Genomic DNA, 21978 nt, shown 5'->3' on the forward strand with positions numbered 1-21978 from the left:
ATCTCGGATGTTATCTGGACGCCTGTCGCATGGACCGACAGAGATCTGTATATCTTCACAAGTCAATCTTGACGCTACTGATGTAAGCAGGGCTTTTGATAATGTTTTGTTAAATATGTTGTTGTGTTTTTTCTGTGATTTCCAAGTTGCGCTGTTTATGGTGTTTGCTATCTGTCGATTTTACCTGGATTAAAGTAATGACAGGTCATTGAAATATCGCAATCAAAAAGGAATCAAGATGAGTGTAGACGTTAGTGTCATTCCACCGCTCGCTGAACGTTTGACGTTTATTCGTGAAATCAAATTGCTCACGCCTGCGCCGAAAATCATGCGCCGCGTGTTTTCCGTTAAAAGTCACTCGGCGCTTGAGGGCAGCGTCAGTCAAAATGCAGTATTGCTGGGTGATACGCTGCTGAATTACATGGAGGGAATGAGCCGGGATGAGAAACGTGAAATAAGAAATAGTGTGAGGCTCGCTCAGATTCTGAGTAATAAGTACAAAAACGAAAAGCTCGACCTTGCAGCGTGGCTGGATATATATGCGAAGTCATTGAATTATATGGGTTGGTATTCGGATCGCAAACCCGGCGAAAAAAAGTACGAAGATTTTTCCGGCGATATCTCCAGGAAAATGGTCGATGTCGTCAGGGCGCTGGGTAACGAACCGATGCTGGATAACACGCTGGCTGCCTTTGCCGCACTGAAAAACCATAAAGCGGGATTAGCCTCGTATGCGAAGGAAAGTCTCTGGGGGCAGTCTTTTCAAACAATGCCGTCCGGACGCGACGAGCAAGGACGAATCACACTGGTCTTGAATCATTCGCGATTGAATGCCTCGCGCCAAGTGGAGAATTTCCTTTTCTGTCACTGGCGCTCGGGTGAAGTTGTACTGCGTCATAACTATCTTAGCTTTTTTCTCGACAGAAATGCCTACGCACAAGTTCGTACCGAAGTAGAGGCGATTCTTGAAGAGGATGACATGAGCGAAATCGACTTGCGGCTGGAATTGATTGGTGTTTGAAGTTCGGCGCAAGTTTACTTGTTGTAATGTTCTTTCTGTTGATGTGAATTTGGCGTTTGGTTAGTTTGTCGTTCAAGCCGCAACGGCTTTTGTATAAATATAGGGATGTAGAAATGAATGATGTAATGGTTGTAAAAATGAATGAAGCGGAAAGTCTCGCGTTTATCGAAACCTGCTGTAAGGAAAGCATTGCTGTTCTGAATGGTTCACGTTCGATCATGCCTTTCGCCCGGGCATTCAAATTGGACCTGCCAGACAAGGATGCTTTGAGTAACGCGGTACTTAACTCGACGATGATCGCCTTTCCTGAAGGTATGAAGCGTCGCCATAAGACCATTATCAAACGTACGTTTCTGTTTGCTGATTTGTCTGCGCAGATCAAGTACCCGAACAAAGCAGATGCTGCCAAGCGTCTGTCCTACATGCTCCAGGGTTTGAATGCCATGGGCTGGGCACATTTCGGCAAGCCTGAGACTTTTGAGGAAACCGTCTCCAGTGGCATAACCATGTCGAATCTGGTTGTGGACATCGCCAAGGCTGCACTGGGTGCAGTGGGCGTTGGAACTATTGGTGAAGTGATGAAGCTGGGGGCTGACGCGGCCATCAAAGGCCTCGAAGGTAACGCCGAAGCTCTGAAGCTTTATGAGAAAAATGGCAAGAAGGCCGGTGGTTCGAACTTCGGCGTGATGAGCGCAGCCGAAAGTAAAGACGATGATATTTACCTTACCGTAGGTGCGATCAGCTACAGCATTAAATCCGGCAACTCGCATATTGCGTTCTTCGACAAAACCGATTCTTCTTCCAGTGTGGTCAAAGGGCATGGCGTATTTACCATGTACCCCGACGAAGACTTCACCGCGAAGAAAGAAGCGGCAGCCAATCGCTTCTACGAAGCGATCGACGCTGCTCTGGAAATGGAATACGGTTTCTGATTTTTCAGGTCAGGCGCTCTGCGCCTGGCCTCTTCATGGATTGATAAAGTATGAAATATTATGGATATGCCAACGCCGGATGCCTGTTGGCATGCGCCACATCGCTACCTGATGAACATCTGAAAGATATTCTGTCCTCATCTGTTTACATGCAGTTTTCGTGCAATAACAAGTTTCCGTTGTTTGCAGATTACAAAGCCTGGAATGAACGCTACTCACAAGTTCAGCGTTTTTGCCTCTATAAACTATCGGGCTGGCTCAGTTATGAGGGGTTTTCAACCTCGCTCGATAAAAACCTGACGCCAACAGAGATGGTTTGTGCTGCATTGTCAGGGGCTTTATCGGCTGAGGAAAAGTGTCTGCTGGAACGGCTGATGGAGGATTTTTCGCAATTGAATGCCGACAGCAAAGCATCGATTTTATTCAGGCAGCGTGCGGTGGAGTCAGTTTCGCCGGTCTTGGAAGGAGAAGGGATCGTCAGTCGTGTCCGAGTCCAGGTTGGCGTCGTTGACGATAAATCCACGGTGAAATGCGTGATACTTAACATCGCAACGCGCCAACCTGTCGAACCCTGCTTTTTGCGGCAGGAGTTCACATTGGGTGAGATGGTTGAAAGTATTCATGCAGAGTACTTTGTCGCGCAACTGGATGAGGACTATGCCGATTCCAAAAGAGCCATGGTGTTCAGAACTCTCGACGGAAGAGAGACCATGGAAATCGAGCGGTTTGTCTAAACCGCTCGATTGAATATTGGTTATAAATGGCAGAAGGATAGAAAGCTTCCGGTTTTCACGTCTGGGGTATCCATCACTTCGTGGCACTCAAGGCACCAGGTAGCCCTTTATTCCCGTAAATATGATCTGCGCGGCCAGTGCGCAGACGAACAACCCCATCAATCTACTCACTATCTGCAAACCCTGATCCCCCAGAATCTGTTCAATCCGGTTTGACAGATAAAGCACGATCCCGACTGTGAAGCTGGCCAATACGATGCTCATGATGGCAGTGAGTTTGTCGTCCCAATGGGGCTGGCTAACGCCCATCACCAACAACGCGCCGATGGTCCCGGGTCCGACCGTGATAGGAATGGTCAGTGGAACGATAGTCACGTCTTGCTGCACGTTATCGGCCTGCACCGCTGACTTGCCTTGCGCCATGCCGAGTGCCGAGATGAACAGCACGCTGCCGGCACCGATCCGGAATGCATCCACGGTAATTCCGAATACATCGAAAATCACCCGCCCGAACAAATACAGCAAGACGCTGGAGACCAGTGTGGCCACCGCAACTTTCCAGGCCAAGCGCCGTTGCTCCTTGCGTGAATAACCGCGGGTCAGGCTGATAAAGCAGGAGAGCACGAAGAACGGGCTGTAGAGCACCAGCATCTTCAGGTAAACGCTGAACAACACATGGAGCATGGTGCAAGCTCACTGGCGAGGGAAGTCGTGGGGGAGTCTATCAGGCGCTACGGGGTCTGTCGGCTCAGGAGGTGGGTGTTGCGGCGCGATTCTGCTGATCACGCTGGGCAACCCAGTGCTCGATCAGCTCGCGCAATTGCGACAACTCCACTGGCTTGGACATGTGCCCATCCATCCCGGCCTGACGCGCGCGCTCCTTGTGCTCGGCGAGGATATGCGCCGTTAACGCCACGATCGGCGTGCGAATGCGTTGGTTGCTGACTTCCCATGCGCGCAATTGCTGGGTGGCTGAGAAGCCATCAAGGATCGGCATTTCGCAGTCCATCAACACCAGGTCGTAACGCTGGGCTTTCATCGCTTGCAGGGCTTCTTCGCCGTTGGCAGCGGTGTCGGGTTGCAGGTTGAGTTTGCCGAGCATGCCGCGAATCACCTTGGTCGAAATCGTGTTGTCCTCAGCGACGAGGATGCGGAAGTCGCTTGGCACTTTAGCGGCTGTGGCCGGGGTGACCACTTGCGGCTGGAACACCACCTGACCTTTGTTGCGTTGATTGAGTTCGTCGGCCAGGGTGGTCTTGAGCGTGTAGCCGGCCACCGGTTTGGCGAGGATGCGTTTGATCCCCGAGTTGCGCGCGATGATCTTGCTCGGCGCATTGCTGATGCCGGTGAGCATGATCAGCAGGATGTCGTGGTTCAGGCTCGGGTCTTCCTTGATCTTGGCCGCGAGTTGCATGCCGGTCATGCCCGGCATGTTCTGATCGAGCAGCACCACATCAAAGTAATCTCGCAGGTGCGCTTTGGTTCGCAGCAAGGCTAACGCTTCTTTGCCGGAAGGCACGGCGCTGACATTCAACCCCCACGCACTGCATTGCTGGACCAGCACTTTGCGGCAGGTGTCATTGTCGTCGACTACCAGCACCCGCGCGCCTTGCAGCGGGCTGTCGAGATCGGAGGTCGGGTGTTCGAGGCGATCCGGATCCAGCGGCAAGGTCAGCCACAGCGTGCTGCCCTGAGTGGCGCCGCTCTTGATGCCGAATTCGCCCTGCATCAAACGAATCAGTTGCCGCGCGATCACCAGCCCCAGATTGCCCCCCAGGCGATTGGCCGACAGGAAGTGTTTGCTGTGCAGTTCGGCGTGCATCAGCGCGTCGCGTTCTTCCTGCTCCATTGGCGCGCCACTGTCCTGCACGGCGATGCGCAGGCGTGGTTTGCTGCTGCGTTCGTCGAGCGCGACGACAATCAGCACTTCGCCTTCATCGGTTTTCTTCAGGGCGTTTTCCAGCAGGCTCAGCAGGGTCTGGCGCAGGCGTGTCGGGTCGCCGCTGATTACTCGCGGTACTTGCGGCTGGATGAAGCTGATCAGCTCGACGTTCTGCTGCTCGGCCTTGGCCCGGTAGATGCTCAGGCAATCATCGATCAAAGCGTTGAGGTCGAACTGCACGTCGTCCAGTTCGATCTGCCCGGATTCGAGCTTGGAGATGTCGAGGATCTCGTTGATCAGCGTCAGCAACTCATTGCCGGCGCTGTGAATGGTTTGTACATAGTCGCGTTGCTTGACCGAAAGGGGCGTGCCCAGCAGCAGTTCGGTCATGCCCAGCACGCCGTTCATGGGCGTGCGGATTTCGTGGCTGATCTTGGCAAGGAATTCGGCTTTGGCATTGATCTCGGCATTGCTCGCGGCGAGGTCGCGGCTGACGCTGAAACGGCTTTCAGTGATGCTGCGCTGACGCTCACCCAGAGCGATGCTCATCAACAGGCCGCTGATGCAGATGAACGCCATCAGGGTCATGATCAAGCCTTGCGGCGAAACCAGTGTCAGCCCCAGCAAGGCAGGCAGAATGATCAATGTGCCGATGTTGAACACCACCATCGCCGCGACGAACAAGCGCGCCGGCCGGTAGCCCTTCTGCCAGTGATAGAACGCGACGAACAACATGCTCAGGCCGGCGAGCGCTACCAGTGCATAGGTAATGATGTTCAGCGGCAGAGTGTTGACGAACAACAGCAACAGGCTGCAGGTCACGATAAACAGGATGTCGCCGATCAACAGCTTGTTCAGCGGGTGCGGGCCGAGCGGAGCGAAGAAGCGATAGGCGAACATCAATCCGGCTGGAGCCGTCAGCAGCAACGCCAGATAGGCGCCCGGCGTCTGCACCGCATGCCAGTTCGGCAGCCACGGGCCGGCGAGGTTGAGCAGCAGCAACAGGCTCAGGCCCAACAGGCCTTCGCAGACCGCCAGCCACAGGCTGCTGCGCGAGCGGGAATAGGCGTAGCGCACCAGGTTGTGCAACAGCAGCATGCCGAGGCAGCCGAACAGTAAACCGAAGACCAGCGTCTGGTTATGGTTAGCCGCGCTCATCACCGCTGATTGCAGAGTCACGTGTGGACGTAACTGATGATCGGAGACCAGGCGCAGATACACGTCGAGAGGTTTGTCGCTCTGCGGCAGTGGCAGCATGAAGTCGCTGCTGGGCAACGGTCGTTCGGCCTGTGGCTGGTCGGTGCCGGTGTTGCGTTGCTCGATCAGCTTGTCACCGTCGAGCACGTAAAGACTGAGCTGTGACAGGTCAGGGGCGAAGATGCGCAACACTTGTTCGTGCTTGCCCGGCGCCAGCCTGAAACGCAGCCACAACGCGCCATCGGGCTCGGACGCGGTGAGGCGATCGAGGTCGATAGGGCTGAATTGATTGGTGTAGCGAGCGGAGCGGATATCGCTAAGTTGGAGATTGCCTTGATCGTCGAGCAATACCGACCAGCCACTGCCTTGCGCGGCCTGGGCCGGGAGCATGCAGAGCAAGGTCAGCAACGTGACGGTAAAGCTTATGGCAATCCTGAGCCAGCGCACGGCGAAATCCCTTCGTAGGTTGATGCCAGAATATAACGATGCGCGGCGGCGGAACAGCCCGGCGAGGAACGGTATCCCTCGCCGGACTTGATCGACAGCTTATTCCTGGGTTTCGCCACGTTCACGGGCAATGGCACGGTAGCCAATGTCCTTGCGGTAGAAGCAGCCTTCCCAGTCGATTGCTGCCGCGAGCTTGTAGGCTTGCTGCTGCGCTTCACCGACGCTTGCGCCCATTGCGGTGGCGCATAGTACGCGACCGCCGGCGGTGACGACGTTGCCGTCCTTCAATGCAGTACCGGCGTGGAAGACTTTGCCTTCCAGCTTGGCGGCTGCGTCGAGACCGTTGATCGCCGCGCCCTTGGCGTAGTCGCCCGGGTAGCCGCCAGCGGCCAGCACGATGCCGACGCTCGGGCGTGGATCCCACTGTGCTTCAACCTTGTCCAGCGCTTGCGCCAGAGCGGCTTCGACCAACAGCACCAGGCTCGATTGCAGACGCAGCATCACCGGTTGGGTTTCCGGGTCGCCGAAGCGGCAGTTGAACTCGATGACTTTCGGGTTACCGGCCTTGTCGATCATCAGACCGGCATAAAGGAAACCGGTGTAGACGTTGCCTTCCTCAGCCATGCCACGCACGGTCGGCCAGATCACCAGGTCCATTACGCGCTTGTGCACGTCGGCGGTAACCACCGGGGCAGGAGAGTAAGCACCCATGCCGCCCGTGTTCGGGCCACTGTCGCCATCGCCAACACGTTTGTGATCCTGGCTGGTGGCCATCGGCAGAACGTTTTTGCCGTCGACCATGACGATGAACGAAGCTTCTTCGCCGTCGAGGAATTCTTCGATGACCACACGCGAACCGGCGTCACCGAAAGCGTTGCCAGCGAGCATGTCACGCACGGCGTCTTCGGCTTCGGCCAGGGTCATGGCGACGATCACGCCTTTACCTGCGGCCAGGCCATCGGCCTTGATCACGATCGGTGCGCCTTTTTCACGCAGATAAGCCAGGGCTGGCTCGATCTCGGTGAAGTTTTGATAGTCGGCGGTAGGGATTTTGTGGCGGGCCAAGAAATCCTTGGTGAAGGCTTTCGAACCTTCCAGCTGCGCAGCACCGGCGGTCGGGCCGAAGCAGTCCAGACCACGGGAGCGGAACAGGTCGACGACGCCAGCCACCAGCGGCACTTCCGGGCCGACGATGGTCAGGGAAACGTTTTTCTCGGCGAAGTCGGCCAGTTGCTCGAGGGCCAGTACGTCGATGGCGACGTTCTCGCACTTGGCTTCAATGGCGGTCCCAGCGTTGCCCGGTGCAACAAAAACCTTCTGCACGCGCGGATCCTGAGCCACTTTCCAGGCCAGGGCGTGTTCACGGCCACCGCTGCCAATGATCAAAACGTTCAAAGAGAGACTCCTTCGGAGAAAGCTGCAAGCTATAAGCTGCAAGCAAGAGCGAATGTGTGGCTCTTAACTACAGCTTATTGCTCTGAATTAATAAGGCTGCAACTGCAAGAAGGAGCGACACCGATCTGCTCTTTCTTGCAGCTTGCAGCTTGAGACTTGTAGCTGCCGTGTATCAGTGACGGAAGTGGCGCATGCCGGTAAATACCATCGCGATACCGGCTTCATCAGCAGCGGCAATCACTTCCGCATCACGCATCGAGCCACCCGGCTGGATCACTGCAGTGATCCCTACCTTGGCTGCGTTGTCGAGGCCGTCGCGGAACGGGAAGAACGCGTCGGAGGCCATCACCGAACCGGCCACTTGCAGACCGGCGTGCTCAGCCTTGATCGCAGCGATACGCGCCGAGTTTACGCGGCTCATCTGGCCAGCGCCGACACCGATGGTCTGACGGTTCTTGGCGTAGACGATGGCATTGGACTTAACGTACTTGGCGACCTTCCAGGCGAAGATCAGATCATGGATTTCCTGTTCGGTCGGCGCGCGTTTGGTCACGACTTTCAGGTCATCGGCGCTGATCATGCCGATGTCACGGCTCTGCACCAGCAGACCGCCGTTGACGCGCTTGTAGTCCCAGGCAGCAGCGCGGTCAGCCGACCACTCGCCGCAGGCCAGCAGGCGCACGTTGGCTTTGGCTGCAACAATGGCGCGGGCCTCTTCGCTGACGCTTGGGGCGATGATCACTTCAACGAACTGACGCTCGACGATCGCTTTGGCGGTCTCGGCATCCAGTTCACGGTTGAAAGCGATGATGCCGCCGAACGCCGATTCGGTATCGGTGGCGTAAGCCAGTTCGTAGGCCTGACGGATGCCGCCTTCAGCGTCCGGGCTGACCGCCACGCCGCACGGGTTGGCGTGCTTGACGATGACGCAGGCTGGCTTGACGAAGCTCTTCACGCACTCCAGTGCGGCGTCGGTGTCGGCCACGTTGTTGTACGACAGTTCTTTGCCTTGCAGTTGGGTCGCGGTGGCGATGCCGACTTCGGCAGGCTTGGTTTCCACGTAGAACGCCGCGCTCTGGTGCGGGTTCTCGCCGTAACGCATTTCCTGGGCCTTGATGAACTGGCTGTTGAAGGTGCGCGGGAATTCGCTGCGGCCTTCAGTGCTCAGGGTTTCAGCGGCCTGATTCACGGTGCCCATGTAGTTGGCGATCATGCCGTCGTAGGCAGCGGTGTGTTCGAACGCCTTGAGCATCAGGTCGAAACGCTGAGCGTAGGTCAGGCCGCCGGCTTTCAGGCCTTCGAGGACGCTGGCGTAATCGCTGGCATTCACCACGATTGCTACGTCTTTATGGTTTTTCGCTGCCGAACGGACCATGGTCGGGCCGCCGATGTCGATGTTTTCGATGGCGGTCGGCAGGTCGCAGCCTGGCTTGTTGATGGTGGCTTCGAACGGATAGAGGTTAACGGCAACCAGATCGATCGGCTTGATGCCGTGCTCGCTCATGATTGCATCGTCGATACCGCGACGACCGAGGATGCCGCCGTGGATTTTCGGGTGCAGGGTTTTCACCCGACCGTCCATCATCTCGGCGAAACCGGTGTAATCCGCGACTTCCACAGCGGCTACGCCGTTGTCCTGCAGCAGCTTGAACGTCCCGCCGGTGGAGAGGATCTCGACGCCCAGAGCTTCAAGCTCCTTGGCGAATTCGAGGATCCCGGTCTTGTCGGAAACGCTGATCAAGGCGCGGCGGATCGGCAGGCGGGTAGTCTGGTCGGTCATCTCAATTTCCATCAAAAGCAAAGGAAGTCAGCAAAAAAGGCGACCGTTTTTTACGCGGGCGCCTTTCTGGTTTGATTGAATGCTTACAGCAGATCGTACTGCTTGAGTTTCTTGCGCAGCGTGCCGCGGTTAAGTCCCAGCAGCTCACTGGCCTTGGTCTGGTTGCCCTTGACGTAGTTCATCACGCTTTCGAGCAGGGGAGCCTCGACTTCGGAGAGCACCAGGTTGTACACATCCGTGACGGACGCGCCCTCAAGGTGGGCGAAATAATTGTGCAGCGCCTTCTCGACACTCCCGCGAAGGGTCTGACCTTCTTCGCTCGGGGTATTGAGGTGCTGTTTCAAATTCACGTTGTCGCTCACGGGTGTTGTTCCACTCACTAAAGTCTCGGTCATCATCGTCATGCGGCCACCCCTTCTTCGTCCCCTGTCAGGCTCTTGTAACGTTCAGCGAAGAACTCCCGAACGTTGGCGCATTGTGTTTCCGTACCATCCAAACGATTGAAGTGGGCGCGAAATTCCCTGGCGCCCGGCAAGGTTGCGAGATACCAGCCCACATGCTTGCGCGCAATGCGCACGCCCATCACATCCCCATAGAAAGCGTGAAGTGCGGCCAGATGCTCTAGCAGTATGTGTTCCACCTCGATCAGCTCCGGTGCCGGCAATTTCTCGCCGGTACGCAGGAAGTGTTCGATCTCGCGAAAAATCCATGGCCGCCCTTGGGCGGCGCGGCCTACCAACAGGCCATCGGCACCGGTTGCGTCAAGGACGTAACGGGCCTTTTCCGGCGAATCGATATCGCCATTGGCAAATACCGGGATCGACACGGCCTGCTTGATTGCAGCAATCGTGTCGTACTCGGCTTCACCCTTGTACAGATCGGCGCGAGTGCGGCCATGCACTGCCAGCGCGGTGATCCCGGCCTGCTCGGCGATCTTCGCCACGGTCAGACCGTTCTTGTTGTCGCGATCCCAACCGGTGCGGATCTTCAGGGTGACCGGCACATCAACCGCAGCCACTACGGCCTGCAGGATCTCGGTCACCAGTGCTTCGTCCTTCAACAACGCGGAACCGGCGGCCTTGTTGCAGACCTTCTTTGCCGGGCAACCCATGTTGATATCAATAATCTGTGCGCCCAGTTCGACGTTGGCCCGGGCTGCATCCGCCAGCATTTGTGCATCACCACCGGCAATCTGTACCGAGCGTGGCTCGGGATCGCCTTCGTGGATCATGCGCATGCGCGACTTGCGGGTGTTCCACAGGCTCATGTCACTGGTGACCATTTCCGAGACTACAAGCCCTGCGCCCAGACGCTTGCACAGCTGACGAAAGGGCTGATCGGTGACGCCCGCCATCGGGGCGAGAATCAAGCCGTTCTGCAATGTGTATGGGCCGATGCGTACCGCCGACATAGGACTTCCCTGAGGTGGGGCCGGATCATGAGAGTTCGAAAAAGGGTTGGCATGATACCCGCTCTCGATGACTGGATAAAGGCTGAATTGAACAAAATCTGAACAGTTATTCTGTTATCGCCACCGGTTTGGTTGTGGGTAGCAAAGTCAGAAAACCGCCGTCAATTCGAAAGCGACACAGGGATTCACTCGGGCGAGTGGAAACTCAGGCTGTAATTCACCGCTTTGGGGCCTGGATCGAGAATATCCAGCGCGATGTGGATCGGCGTCTGCGGCGGCATTTCCGCCAGACCTTCGAGGTCCCCTCTCAGGTATTCGCCGGGTTTGAAGCGACGACTGGCGATCAGGTGGCCGTTTAGGTCGGCGAAGCGCAGTTCCAGTAATGGAAACGGCTGAGAGAACGTCGCACGGTTGTAAATGATCGCATCGACCACCAGCGCGCCATTGAACTCCGGATGGCTGCGCACCACCAGATTGCTGCTCTTGATTCGGGCGATATCGACTTTGGACGGCACCGTGCAGCCGATCTGCGGGCAGATTTGCTGGAACCACGGGCGGTATTGATCCTGTCGGGCCAGCTCATCGAAGTGATAAGAGATGTACTGGGCAGCCAGTCCGCCTGCCGCCAGTAAGACCAGCGCCAGCCAAAGCAAGCGGCGTCCCCACGGCGAGCGGCGTTTCTGCCAGTCCAGTTGCAGCGGGTCGTCGGTCAGGTCCTGCAGGACTTCGGCGCGTACGCCGGGTTCTGCGCGCTCGCGTTTTTTGCGCAGCGGCTCAATCGATGGCAAATCGTCGTCATCGGGTTTGTTGCTGGCCGACAAGCGTTCGCGGCGGGCATTGGGGTCGATCGGGTCGTGCAGGCGTAGATGCGGGATCGCCGGTTCGTCATCCAGGTCCACCGGTTCCAGTGACAGCGAAGGCTCGGTGCGCTCGGATTTGACCGGCTCAATGTCGTCGATCTGCGGCTCGTCTTGCGGTTCAGGCAGCCGCTCGTCAGCAGGTTCGCTGAACAGACTGCCTGGCCATGCCGCGTCATCCGGCTCCGGGCTGTCGCGACGGGCACTCAGGGAGTCTTCGCGCGTGCGTCCCAGTTCGGTGGCGGGCTGGATTTCCCGTTGTTCGAGGCGGGCCAGTTCTTCGTCAAGGTCGAGGCTGTCGAGGTCAAGCGCCGAGGCGTTCCATTGCTTTTGGCTGATGGCGCGCGGCTCGGGCTGCTCGATGATGGGCGGCGGCTCGACAGCCGACGGCGCTTCGTCCGGCAATGCAACAAGGGGCCGCGCAACCGGTGTCACCGCGTCCTTGCCGGCATGTTGTTCCAGCAGCTGCTTGGCGGCGTTGAACACTTGCAGGCAAGAGCCGCAGCGAACCACCCCGCGGGCCACGCTCAATTGAGCATGGCTGACACGGAAACTGGTTTGGCAATGCGGGCACTGGGTGACGAAACTGTCGGTCATGCGGCGATCCGGATTATGCAGGCGGTCATATTAACGCCGACGGCCGGTGATGCGCACCCAGCCATCGCGATTGGCGATCGGGTCGAGATCAAAGTCCTGCGCATAAGCGGCAGCGACTTCATCACCTTGTTCGGCGAGGATGCCCGACAGCGCCAGACGTCCACCGGACTTGACCAGCCCGGAGAGTTGCGGCGCCAGCGAAACCAGCGGGCCGGCGAGAATGTTGGCGACCAGCACGTCGGCTTGAACTTGCGGCAGATCTTCCGGCAAGTACAGCGGGAACAGCTCATCGGCAATGTTGTTGCGCCCGGCGTTGTCGCGCGAAGCTTCCAGCGCCTGCACGTCGATGTCGGTGCCGACGGCTTCCTTGGCGCCGAGCAGCAGGGCGGCAATTGCCAGAATCCCCGAGCCGCAACCGAAATCGAGCACGTTGCAGTCTTTCAAGTCCTGACCGTCGAGCCATTCCAGGCACAGCGCGGTGGTCGGGTGTGTGCCGGTGCCGAAGGCGAGGCCCGGATCCAGCAGCAAGTTGACCGCATCAGGTTCCGGCGCGGCGTGCCAGCTCGGCACGATCCACAGGCGCTGACCGAAACGCATCGGCTCAAAACCGTCCATCCAGCTGCGTTCCCAATCCTGATCTTCGATGACTTCGCTGTGATGCTCAGGCAGCGGGCTGCCGGTCAGCAGTTCCAGATGGGCCAGAACCGGTGCCGGTTCGGTGCCGCCTTCGAACAGCGCCAACAGGTGGGTGTGTGCCCACAGCGGTGTGGTATTGAGTTCCGGCTCGAAGATCGGCTGATCTTCGGCGTCCATGAAGGTCACCGAAACGGCGCCCACTTCAAGGAAAGCGTCTTCGTAGGTTTCGGCTTGTTCCGGGCTGATGGCGAGACGTACTTGCAGCCAAGGCATGGCGGGCACCTTTGAAAAATATTGATTGCAGCCTAGCGGCCGGCGAGAAGCGCGCAAGTTTACGCGAGCGCGCGGCAGAACACGAACATGGTTGAAGATCAAAAGATCGCAGCCTTCGGCAGCTCCTACAGGGGGAGTGCAGCGACTTCCATGGTGACTTGCACGGTGACTTCCATGGCGGGCTTTTGAAACCCGCAGAAACAACAAAGCCGCCCGAAGGCGGCTTTGTCTGGTGCGGGCCGAAGCTTAGTGCTTCTCGCCAGCCAGCTTGTGCTCGAGGTAGTGAATGTTCACACCACCCTTGCAGAAGCCTTCGTCGCGAACCAGATCACGGTGCAGCGGGATGTTGGTCTTGATCCCGTCCACCACGATTTCGTCCAGGGCATTGCGCATGCGTGCCATGGCTTCGTCGCGGGTGGCGCCGTAAGTGATCAGCTTGCCGATCAGCGAGTCGTAGTTCGGTGGAACCGCATAACCGCTGTACAGGTGCGAGTCGACGCGAACGCCGTTGCCGCCTGGTGCGTGGAAATGCTTGACCGTGCCCGGGCTCGGCATGAAGGTTTTCGGGTCTTCAGCGTTGATCCGGCATTCCAGCGAGTGACCGCGGATAACCACATCATCCTGGGTGAACGACAGCTTGTTGCCGGCGGCGATGCTGAGCATCTCCTTGACGATGTCGATACCGGTGACCATTTCCGAGACCGGGTGCTCCACCTGAACACGGGTGTTCATTTCGATGAAGTAGAAACGACCGTTCTCGTAGAGAAACTCGAAAGTACCCGCGCCACGGTAGCCGATGTCGATGCACGCCTTGACGCAGCGAGCCAGTACTTCCTCGCGAGCCTTCTCGTCGATGCCCGGTGCCGGCGCTTCTTCGAGGACTTTCTGGTGACGACGTTGCAGCGAGCAATCGCGGTCGCCCAGATGGATCGCGTGACCCTGACCGTCGGAAAGAACCTGCACTTCCACGTGACGCGGGTTGGTCAGGAATTTTTCCAGATAGACCATCGGGTTGCCGAACGCCGCGCCAGCTTCGGTGCGGGTCAGTTTGGCGAAGGCGATCAGGTCTTCTTCCTTGTGCACGACGCGCATGCCGCGACCACCACCGCCGCCAGCGGCTTTGATGATCACCGGGTAGCCGACTTCGCGACCGATGCGCAGCGCCGTTTCTTCGTCTTCCGGCAACGGGCCGTCAGAACCTGGAACGGTCGGTACGCCTGCTTCGATCATCGCGTGCTTGGCCGAAACCTTGTCGCCCATCAGGCGAATGGTGTCGGCTTTCGGGCCGATGAAAGCGAAGCCGGAGTTCTCGACCTGCTCGGCAAAATCGGCGTTTTCCGCGAGGAAACCGTAGCCTGGGTGAATGGCGGTGGCGCCAGTCACTTCGGCGGCAGCGATGATGGCCGGGATGTGCAGGTAGGACTGAGCGGCAGACGCCGGGCCGATGCAGACGGATTCGTCTGCCAGACCCAGGTGCATCAGCTCTTTGTCGGCCTTGGAGTAAACGGCGACGGTCTTGATGCCCATCTCTTTGCAGGCACGCAGAATCCGCAGGGCGATCTCACCGCGGTTAGCGATCAGAACTTTTTCCAACTTCGCAGTCATCAAAGGCTCTCCGCAGTTCAAACGATGGTGAACAGCGGTTGGTCGTACTCAACCGGCTGGCCGTCTTCGACGAGGATGGACTCGATCACACCGCTGGTTTCAGCTTCGATGTGGTTCATCATCTTCATGGCTTCGACGATGCACAGAGTGTCGCCTTTCTTCACGGTCTGGCCGACTTCAACGAAGGCTGGCGAGGCTGGCGAAGATTTACGGTAGAAGGTGCCGACCATCGGCGAACGGGCAACAGTGCCGTTCAGCGCTGGAGCAGCAGCGGCTGCCGGGGCTGCAGCAGCAACCGGAGCAGCAACAGGCGCAGCGGCCGGTGCTTGCATCGGAGCCGGTGCGTAGTACTGCTGAGCCGGGGTCTTGCTGTGACGGCTGATGCGTACGGACTCTTCGCCTTCCTTGATCTCGAGCTCGTCGATGCCGGACTCTTCCAGCAATTCGATCAGTTTCTTAACTTTACGGATATCCATGAATCATCAACTCCCAAGGGTCGGTCAGGGGCGCTTAACGCTTGTAGTTCAAGTCGTTGCCTGTGTTTCAAGCTGTTCTAGTGCAGCCTCCAGGGCCAGTCGGTAACCGCTGGCGCCAAGGCCGCAGATCACTCCCACCGCTACGTCGGAGAAGTAAGAGTGATGGCGGAAAGGTTCGCGTTTGTGCACGTTGGACAAATGCACTTCGATGAATGGGATGCTCACTCCCAGCAACGCGTCACGTAATGCGACACTTGTGTGCGTAAAAGCTGCTGGATTGATCAGAATGAAATCGACGCCTTCGCCGCGCGCGGCGTGGATGCGGTCGATCAATTCGTACTCGGCATTGCTTTGCAGATACAGCAGATGATGGCCGGCTTCACGGGCGCGGCGCTCCAGATCCTGATTGATCTGCGCCAGGGTCGTTGAACCGTAAGTACCGGGTTCGCGGGTGCCGAGCAGGTTCAGGTTGGGGCCGTGCAGCACCAGTAGGGTTGCCATCTGCGTTGTCCTTGTTATGGGTGAGCAAAGTTCAGAACCCGGCGACTATGCCGCAAAGACTTTGTGACTGTCCAGTTCTATGCAATAGCCAGCACGATGGCCGATGTTTGCGCGAAATATGTGACCAAGTGATTTGATCCGGTCACTTGTGGTGTCTGGACTGACGCCTTCGCGAGCAAGCTCGCTCCCACAGGGGTATGCATTCCAATGTGGGAGTGAGCCTGCTCGCGAAAACGGTTTATCAGACGCGAAAGGCCTGCACGGCTGTATGCAATTGCCCGCCCAATACCAGCAAGTTCTCGCCTTGTTCGCGCCCACGACCGATACGCACCAGATTATCCCCACCCAATTGATGAATACGCTCGCTGTGGTCACGAATCTCGCTGACCGCGCCACTCTGCTGCGCAGTGACATCAGCAATGCGGATCGCTGTGTCCGAAATGGTCTGGATCGCGCCGACGATTTTATCCAGCGCGCCATCCGCCGCTTGCGCCTGATTGGCCGTGGCTTCAGCGTGTTCGACCTGCGCGCGCATGCCTTCGACCGATTGCCGGGCGGCGGTTTGCAGACCCGCAATCAAGGTTTGAATTTCCGCCGTCGCGCCAGCCGTGCGTTGTGCCAGCGAGCGAACTTCCTCGGCCACCACGGCAAAACCACGGCCCATTTCCCCGGCACGCGCCGCTTCAATCGCCGCGTTCAGCGCGAGCAGATTGGTCTGGTCGGCAATCGAGCGAATCACCGTCAAAACGCCGCCGATGGTCGCCGACTCTTCAGCCAGATGCTCGATCATTTGCGCGTTGCCCTGAACCTCACCAACCAGCGCGTGCAGTCCGGTCAGGCTCTGGCCGATAACGGTTTGACCATGCTCGACGGCCAGTCCGGCATGACGGCTGGCATCGGCGGCCTGCTGAGCATCGCTTGCCACTTGCTGAATGGTCGCTTCCAGTTCACCGAGGGAGTCGCGGATCAGCGCAGTATCGCCGGCCTGATGTTCGGCGCCGCTGTGCAGGTCGTTACTGAGTTCGGCAAGGGTACGACTACTGCCCGCGACTTGCTCGGCATTGCCGCGAATCGTCCCGACCAGATCGACCAGATACGCGCGCAAGCGATTGAGCGAGGCTTCAATGTCGTGCAGTTCACGGTTGGTCTTGCCCAGTTGAATATCGCGGCTGAAATCGCCTTCGGCCCAGGTCGACAATGCCGGAGCGAGATTGGTCAGCGTACGGGCCAGCCGCCGTTGCAAGGTGTCGATTAGCAAAGCAATCAGCAGAATCAGGCCGATCATCACGCCTTGCATCAGGCGCACTTCGCCTTGAATTTGCCCGTGCTGGGCGCGTACGACCGGCTCAAGTCCGGCGATGGCCTGCTGTACGGCGGCGATTTTCTGGTGCGTCGCCGTGCTGAGGTCGGCGCGTTTCTGGATCTGCTCACTAGTGCGCGCCAACTCTGCCGGATAGCGCCCGAGCAGGCTGTTGAGTTCACGTTTGAGGCCGACACCGGCGTCTTCGGCAACAGCTTTCTCAGTGTTTTCGATACCCATCATCGCGGCGAAATCGTCGCTGCCCGACTCGTTGCTGGAGACGACGCCGAGCAAGGGCAGGGCATCAATCGCCTGCGCCTGAGTACGGATGTTGCTGACTTCGCGCTCAACATCGGCCGCCAGTTCGCTGCGACCACTGCTGACCAGTTTGTCCCGTGCCAGCGACAGTTTGCCCAAGTGCTGCGAGGCAACCAGCAGTGGCGTCATATAAGCCGCATTGCCGCTTGCGTAAGTAGTGAGCTGATCGAGACTAGCGCTCAGTTCGCGCTCGGCCTGCAACAGCAAGGCCTGCGGATCGCCCGCCAGTTTGCCGGCCGCGAGCAGGTCGGTTTTGCTGAACTCATCAAGGCCCGACAGGCTTGGGCGCAAACTCTCAGCCAGGGCTGGCGGCAGTTCATCGAGCTCTTTCTGCAAAGCGTCGATGGCCTGACTCGCACTACTCAGACGCAAGGCGTCGCCACTGCCGAGATAGTCCTCGACATTGCGTGCGACCTCGTTCTGAAACTGCTGCGACAGTCCCAGATAACGCTCCATCAACAGATACGGGCGTTCGAGGGCTTTTTGCGACCACCACAGCGTCGCGCCGAGTGCGAGGCACACGGCGACCAGCAGCAGCGTATTGAGATTGGTGAGCAACTTCAGGCGCATGACGGCTACCAACGGCAGAAATGGTAAGCGCCTGAATTTATTGCGGTTCTGTTACAGGGTTATGACCGAATCAGTGGAATCCGATGAAAAAGTGGCACTTTGCTTTGAGTCGCGCGCAGTCTGCACGCGATTGCGTCCGGCACCCTTGGCGCGGTACAGCGCTTCGTCGGCCTGACTGGCCATCATCAGGCTGTCGCAGTCGTCGTGCATTTCCACCACGCCGGCGCTGAAAGTGCACCACAAATCCTGCGGTTGTGCGGGGTAGTGGATCTCGGCGAAGCGCTGGCGGATTTCGTCGAGCACTTTGTGCGCGGCTTCTATATCCGTGTCAGGCATGACGATGGCGAACTCTTCGCCGCCGTAACGGCCGATGAAGTCGGTCTTGCGCAAACGCTGCTTGAGAAACAGCGCGAGGCTTTTGATCACGCGGTCGCCCATCGGGTGGCCGTGGCTGTCGTTGACCCGTTTGAAGTGGTCGATGTCGAGCATGGCAAAACTCAGCGGCTTGTTCTCGCGGCGGGCGCGGAACGAGCAGTCTTCGAGCAGTTGCAGAATATGGGTGTGGTTGTAGAGGCCAGTGAGGCTGTCGCGGACCATCCGCGCTTTCAGATTGCGCGCACGGGCGGCGCGGTTGCGCACGGTAGTGATCAGGTGGCGCGGCTTGATCGGTTTGGTCAGGAAGTCATCGCCGCCTTCGCTCATGGCGTCGAGCTGCTTGTCCAGATCGTCTTCGGCCGACAGATAGATGATCGGCACGCTGACATAGCGGTCGTTGTGGCGAATCACTTTGGCCAGTTCGGTACCGGTGCAGGCTGGCATGTACATGTCGAGGATGATCAGGTCGGGCTGGAAATCCGCCAGCTCGGCCATCGCCTGAATCGGTTCGATCAGCGTGCGCGTGACGATCCCGGCGCTGTTGAGCAGGCGCTCGGTGTGCAAGGCCTGTGCGCGTGAGTCGTCGATGATCAACACTTTATAAGGCTCGTACTGCGCGACGCAGGTGAGGACTTCGATCTTTTCCAGCAGGCTCGACGCTTCGAGAGTGCCGGTGAGGAATTCCTGGCCACCGGCACGCACGGCGGCGAGACGAGTAGGCGTGTCGGTTTCGTGCAGGCTGAAAAACAGCAGCGGCAGCGGTTCTTCCAGGCCGACCTGGGCTTCGGCGGCGAGTTTCAGGCCGATGCCGGCACCACTGAAATCCACGTCCATGACGATGGCGGCCGGTAAGCGCTCGACCATCGAGGAGCGAAACGCCGAAACACTGTCCAGCGCCTGCGCGCTCAAGCCGAAAAACTCCAGTTGCTTGGCCAGTCGCTCGGCGCGGTCGTGATCCTGCAGCATCACGTAGATCGGTTTGCGCAGCGGCGGCAGGAAGGTCTGGTCGAGTTGGTCGCCATGGCGCAGGCCGGTGCGCGACAAGCGCTGCATCAAGCGATTGAGGTCGGTGATCAGACCGCTGCTGAGGCGGCCGCGATTGGCGTCCACCGCTTCCAGCGATTGGCTGATGTGGCGCGCGAGCTGAGTGTGTTCCGGCTGTTCGAAGCGCTCGGCAAAACGCAGCAGGCGCAGGTTGGCCTCGCTCAGTTCGGCGAGATCGACAGTGGACCACTCACTGCGTTGCAGGCGTTGCCATATCTCAAGAATCTGACGTGCCTGATGAATTACCCGCTGGGCAAAGTGGTGCTTGAGACGCTCACGGCTGGGGTCTTCTGGCTCGGTCATATCCTGACTACTAGTTAGGCTGCATGCTGAGATCGACTGGTGGCTCTATGCTAGCACCTCTTTTCCCTTACACGAGTGTCGTACGTCAATAATCTGCAGTGCGTCACCATTCAGTTTCTGACCGGGCGGTTTTGTTTTTGACCTTGGCGTCGCTCAAGTCCCCGTAAGTCGGGCGTTTCGCCGGAAAACATGCTGCGCGAGATGAAAGGGTGTTGCGCTTCGATCTGCGCATTGGATGCACTGGCGGAGGGTTTTTACCGCTCTGGCTTCCGTTTGGCTGAGATGCGCGTATCGGGGATTCCCCTAGCGATCGTCGAAGCGTCATTCGCCCACATGATTTGCGGCTTATCGTTACGCGCGGGTGCCCGGCTCTGGCACGTTGTTGTATGGTTGTGGTCGAACCGTTGAACCCAAGATTTGAAAGGATATCGCCATGCTGGACTGGAAAAACCGCGCGGGCAGCGCGCCTGAACGTGCCGCCGAGCCCAAGTCGGCCGCCCGCAGCTATGTGGGCGGGCTGCTGTTCAGCCGTGCGCTGGCCACGCTGATTGGCATTTATCTGTTGGTGACCATTGGCCTGGGCTGGTACTGGAGCCAAGAGCCGGCGCTGTTTCCGGTCGCACAAAATGCCCAGGTGGCTGCCGAGAAAGAAGGCAAGCAGATGGTGATCGGCTACACCACTGTCGAAACCCTGAAGACCGTCGCCGGCACCTTGCTCAACAAGCCGGGCGGCTATATTTCCAACGACCGCTTCCCGCCAGGCCTGTGGATGGACAACACGCCGAGCTGGGAATACGGCGTGCTGGTACAGGTGCGTGACCTGACCCGCGCTCTGCGCAAAGACTTTGCCCGTTCGCAATCGCAGTCGGCGGAAGACGCCGATCTGGCCAAGGCCGAACCGCGCTTCAACTTCGACAACAAGAGCTGGATCCTGCCGTCGAGTGAGTCGGAGTACCAGGAAGGCATCAACTCGCTGAGCCGCTATCAGGCGCGTCTGTCTGATCCGACCCAGAAAAACGCGCTGTTCTATGCCCGCGCCGACAACCTGAATAACTGGCTGGGCGATGTCGGCACCCGTCTCGGCTCGCTGTCGCAACGTCTGTCGGCCAGTGTCGGTCGGGTCAAACTCAACACCGCGCTGAAAACCGAAGTGCCGGCCATCGGCGAAGTGCCGCAGGTTGACGAAGAGGTCGTCGAGACCCCGTGGATGCAGATCGACAACGTGTTCTACGAAGCACGCGGTCAGGCTTGGGCGCTGTCGCACCTGCTGCGCGCCATTGAAGTCGATTTCGCCGATGTGCTGGCGAAGAAGAACGCCACGGTCAGCGTGCGTCAGATCATCCGTGAACTGGAAGCCTCGCAGGAACCGGTCTGGAGTCCTATGATTCTTAACGGGAGCGGCTTCGGCGTGCTGGCCAACCACTCGCTGGTCATGGCCAACTATATTTCCCGTGCCAACGCTGCTGTGATCGATTTGCGTCAACTGCTCAATCAGGGCTGATTCATGAGCCAGAACGCCAAAGAGGCGGCCCATCGCGCCGCCTCCGATGCCGAACAGATCGCCTGGGTCGACGAGCAGGACAACCTGCTCGGCGCTCTGGTGCGCGCCGATCTACGCGAGCGCGGGCTGATCGGTCGTGGCACGTACATCATGTTGTTCAATTCCGCCGGCGACCTTTGTGTGCATCGGCGCACCTTGAGCAAGGCGATTTATCCCGGTTACTGGGATGTCGCGGCAGGCGGCATGGTGCAGGCGGGCGAGACCTACGCCGAGTCGGCGGCCCGAGAGCTGGAAGAGGAGTTGGGTGTCAGCGGCGTAGAGCTGACGGCCCATGACCATTTCTACTTCGAGGACACCGGCAATCGTCTTTGGTGTTCGGCGTTTTCCGCTGTATGGGACGGTCCGCTCAGACTGCAGCCTGAAGAAGTCCTCGAAGCACGCTTTATTCCGGTCGAGCAGGTCATGCAGGAAATCCGGCAGAAGCCTTATTGCCCGGACTCTCTGGCCGCGTTGAAGCGCTATCTGAAGGCGCAGCAAAGCGACGTCGCAAAGAACACATGAATTGGCGCCGATTGGCACTTAGCAAGTCGCATTTTTGCCGTTACACTGCGCGACCTTTTCAAGCTGCACCGAATAGTTTGAGGTTGGCCTGCTGACCCACTGTAGGAGCTGCCGAAGGCTGCGATCTTTTGATCTTGTTTTTCAAGAGCAGGATCACAAGATCGCAGCCTTCGGCAGCTCCTACAGGTCAGCAGTCTCGTCGCCAAATTCCGGTGCAGTAGCGCTGCCCCTGCCTGAGTGGGGCTTCGCGGTCGCTGACCTT

18 protein-coding genes are annotated in these 21978 nt (G+C 58.4%); 5 read left to right on the top strand and 13 right to left on the bottom strand.

Features of this window, described 5'->3' with window-relative positions:
* Positions 1–238: 238 nt before the first annotated feature.
* The 3 genes from FGA82_RS01510 to FGA82_RS01520 all read left to right on the top strand — a co-directional run bounded on the left by FGA82_RS01510 (position 239) and on the right by FGA82_RS01520 (position 2687).
* Positions 239–1021 carry a hypothetical protein gene (locus tag FGA82_RS01510; protein ID WP_141125786.1) on the top strand — a complete coding sequence of 261 codons (783 nt, stop codon included), beginning with the start codon at positions 239–241 and terminating at the stop codon, positions 1019–1021.
* A 113-nt stretch (positions 1022–1134) separates the two neighbouring features.
* The gene (locus FGA82_RS01515; RefSeq protein WP_141125787.1) at positions 1135–1953 is read left to right on the top strand and encodes a hypothetical protein; all 819 of its coding nucleotides are present in this window, start codon (positions 1135–1137) and stop codon (positions 1951–1953) included.
* A gap of 50 nt (positions 1954–2003) precedes the next feature.
* Positions 2004–2687: a hypothetical protein gene (locus FGA82_RS01520; RefSeq protein WP_141125788.1), complete on the top strand. Its 684-nt coding sequence runs from the start codon at positions 2004–2006 to the stop codon at positions 2685–2687.
* A gap of 87 nt (positions 2688–2774) precedes the next feature.
* Here FGA82_RS01520 and FGA82_RS01525 read toward each other — a convergent pair whose 3' ends face one another.
* From FGA82_RS01525 to gcbA, 13 genes are all read right to left on the bottom strand, one after another.
* Positions 2775–3371, bottom strand: coding sequence for a MarC family protein (locus FGA82_RS01525; RefSeq protein ID WP_141125789.1), 597 nt, complete (start codon positions 3369–3371; stop codon positions 2775–2777).
* Positions 3372–3435: 64 nt separating this feature from the next.
* Positions 3436–6213, bottom strand: coding sequence for a hybrid sensor histidine kinase/response regulator (locus FGA82_RS01530; RefSeq protein WP_141125790.1), 2778 nt, complete (start codon positions 6211–6213; stop codon positions 3436–3438).
* A 99-nt stretch (positions 6214–6312) separates the two neighbouring features.
* Positions 6313–7608, bottom strand: coding sequence for a phosphoribosylamine--glycine ligase (gene purD, locus FGA82_RS01535; RefSeq protein ID WP_141125791.1), 1296 nt, complete (start codon positions 7606–7608; stop codon positions 6313–6315).
* A 172-nt stretch (positions 7609–7780) separates the two neighbouring features.
* Positions 7781–9388 (bottom strand): bifunctional phosphoribosylaminoimidazolecarboxamide formyltransferase/IMP cyclohydrolase, encoded by a 1608-nt coding sequence (gene purH, locus FGA82_RS01540; protein ID WP_141125792.1) that lies wholly within the window; start codon positions 9386–9388, stop codon positions 7781–7783.
* An 83-nt stretch (positions 9389–9471) separates the two neighbouring features.
* Entirely contained in the window at positions 9472–9792 is a 321-nt protein-coding gene (gene fis, locus FGA82_RS01545) for a DNA-binding transcriptional regulator Fis (protein ID WP_002555375.1), read from the bottom strand.
* Positions 9789–10799: a tRNA dihydrouridine synthase DusB gene (gene dusB, locus FGA82_RS01550; protein WP_116031736.1), complete on the bottom strand. Its 1011-nt coding sequence runs from the start codon at positions 10797–10799 to the stop codon at positions 9789–9791. The genes fis and dusB overlap by 4 nt, the downstream gene beginning before the upstream one ends.
* Positions 10800–10984: 185 nt before the next feature.
* Positions 10985–12253, bottom strand: a complete 1269-nt coding sequence (locus FGA82_RS01555; protein WP_141125793.1) for a DUF3426 domain-containing protein — start codon at positions 12251–12253, stop codon at positions 10985–10987.
* A gap of 30 nt (positions 12254–12283) precedes the next feature.
* The gene (gene prmA, locus FGA82_RS01560; protein ID WP_007914600.1) at positions 12284–13162 is read right to left on the bottom strand and encodes a 50S ribosomal protein L11 methyltransferase; all 879 of its coding nucleotides are present in this window, start codon (positions 13160–13162) and stop codon (positions 12284–12286) included.
* Between the two features lie 246 nt (positions 13163–13408).
* Positions 13409–14767, bottom strand: coding sequence for an acetyl-CoA carboxylase biotin carboxylase subunit (accC, locus tag FGA82_RS01565; RefSeq protein WP_102899385.1), 1359 nt, complete (start codon positions 14765–14767; stop codon positions 13409–13411).
* 17 nt (positions 14768–14784) lie between these two features.
* Entirely contained in the window at positions 14785–15243 is a 459-nt protein-coding gene (accB, locus tag FGA82_RS01570; protein ID WP_141125794.1) for an acetyl-CoA carboxylase biotin carboxyl carrier protein, read from the bottom strand.
* 48 nt (positions 15244–15291) lie between these two features.
* Positions 15292–15744 carry a type II 3-dehydroquinate dehydratase gene (gene aroQ, locus FGA82_RS01575; protein WP_007914604.1) on the bottom strand — a complete coding sequence of 151 codons (453 nt, stop codon included), beginning with the start codon at positions 15742–15744 and terminating at the stop codon, positions 15292–15294.
* Positions 15745–15985: 241 nt separating this feature from the next.
* The gene (locus tag FGA82_RS01580; RefSeq protein ID WP_141125795.1) at positions 15986–17932 is read right to left on the bottom strand and encodes a methyl-accepting chemotaxis protein; all 1947 of its coding nucleotides are present in this window, start codon (positions 17930–17932) and stop codon (positions 15986–15988) included.
* Positions 17933–17983: 51 nt separating this feature from the next.
* Positions 17984–19654 (bottom strand): diguanylate cyclase GcbA, encoded by a 1671-nt coding sequence (gene gcbA, locus FGA82_RS01585; protein ID WP_034151562.1) that lies wholly within the window; start codon positions 19652–19654, stop codon positions 17984–17986.
* Between the two features lie 433 nt (positions 19655–20087).
* Between gcbA and FGA82_RS01590 the strand changes: the two genes are divergently transcribed.
* Both FGA82_RS01590 and FGA82_RS01595 read left to right on the top strand, forming a co-directional pair.
* Positions 20088–21155 (top strand): DUF2333 family protein, encoded by a 1068-nt coding sequence (locus tag FGA82_RS01590; RefSeq protein WP_141125796.1) that lies wholly within the window; start codon positions 20088–20090, stop codon positions 21153–21155.
* A gap of 3 nt (positions 21156–21158) precedes the next feature.
* Entirely contained in the window at positions 21159–21716 is a 558-nt protein-coding gene (locus FGA82_RS01595; protein ID WP_141125797.1) for an NUDIX hydrolase, read from the top strand.
* The last annotated feature ends 262 nt before the right edge of the window (positions 21717–21978 follow it).

Source organism: Pseudomonas fluorescens (genome assembly GCF_005938625.1).
Taxonomy (GTDB): domain Bacteria; phylum Pseudomonadota; class Gammaproteobacteria; order Pseudomonadales; family Pseudomonadaceae; genus Aquipseudomonas; species Aquipseudomonas fluorescens_BD.

Bases quoted from the DNA above. Each gene is read 5' to 3' on its own strand.
- accB (WP_141125794.1), bottom strand. From the start codon at position 15,243: ATGGATATCCGTAAAGTTAAGAAACTGATCGAATTGCTGGAAGAGTCC.
- dusB (WP_116031736.1), bottom strand. From the start codon at position 10,799: ATGTCGGCGGTACGCATCGGCCCATACACATTGCAGAACGGCTTGATT.
- prmA (WP_007914600.1), bottom strand. From the start codon at position 13,162: ATGCCTTGGCTGCAAGTACGTCTCGCCATCAGCCCGGAACAAGCCGAA.
- purH (WP_141125792.1), bottom strand. From the start codon at position 9,388: ATGACCGACCAGACTACCCGCCTGCCGATCCGCCGCGCCTTGATCAGC.
- FGA82_RS01515 (WP_141125787.1), top strand. From the start codon at position 1,135: ATGAATGATGTAATGGTTGTAAAAATGAATGAAGCGGAAAGTCTCGCG.
- FGA82_RS01580 (WP_141125795.1), bottom strand. From the start codon at position 17,932: ATGCGCCTGAAGTTGCTCACCAATCTCAATACGCTGCTGCTGGTCGCC.
- FGA82_RS01590 (WP_141125796.1), top strand. From the start codon at position 20,088: ATGCTGGACTGGAAAAACCGCGCGGGCAGCGCGCCTGAACGTGCCGCC.
- accC (WP_102899385.1), bottom strand. From the start codon at position 14,767: ATGACTGCGAAGTTGGAAAAAGTTCTGATCGCTAACCGCGGTGAGATC.
- FGA82_RS01595 (WP_141125797.1), top strand. From the start codon at position 21,159: ATGAGCCAGAACGCCAAAGAGGCGGCCCATCGCGCCGCCTCCGATGCC.
- gcbA (WP_034151562.1), bottom strand. From the start codon at position 19,654: ATGACCGAGCCAGAAGACCCCAGCCGTGAGCGTCTCAAGCACCACTTT.
- FGA82_RS01525 (WP_141125789.1), bottom strand. From the start codon at position 3,371: ATGCTCCATGTGTTGTTCAGCGTTTACCTGAAGATGCTGGTGCTCTAC.
- FGA82_RS01510 (WP_141125786.1), top strand. From the start codon at position 239: ATGAGTGTAGACGTTAGTGTCATTCCACCGCTCGCTGAACGTTTGACG.
- FGA82_RS01555 (WP_141125793.1), bottom strand. From the start codon at position 12,253: ATGACCGACAGTTTCGTCACCCAGTGCCCGCATTGCCAAACCAGTTTC.
- aroQ (WP_007914604.1), bottom strand. From the start codon at position 15,744: ATGGCAACCCTACTGGTGCTGCACGGCCCCAACCTGAACCTGCTCGGC.
- fis (WP_002555375.1), bottom strand. From the start codon at position 9,792: ATGACGATGATGACCGAGACTTTAGTGAGTGGAACAACACCCGTGAGC.
- FGA82_RS01520 (WP_141125788.1), top strand. From the start codon at position 2,004: ATGAAATATTATGGATATGCCAACGCCGGATGCCTGTTGGCATGCGCC.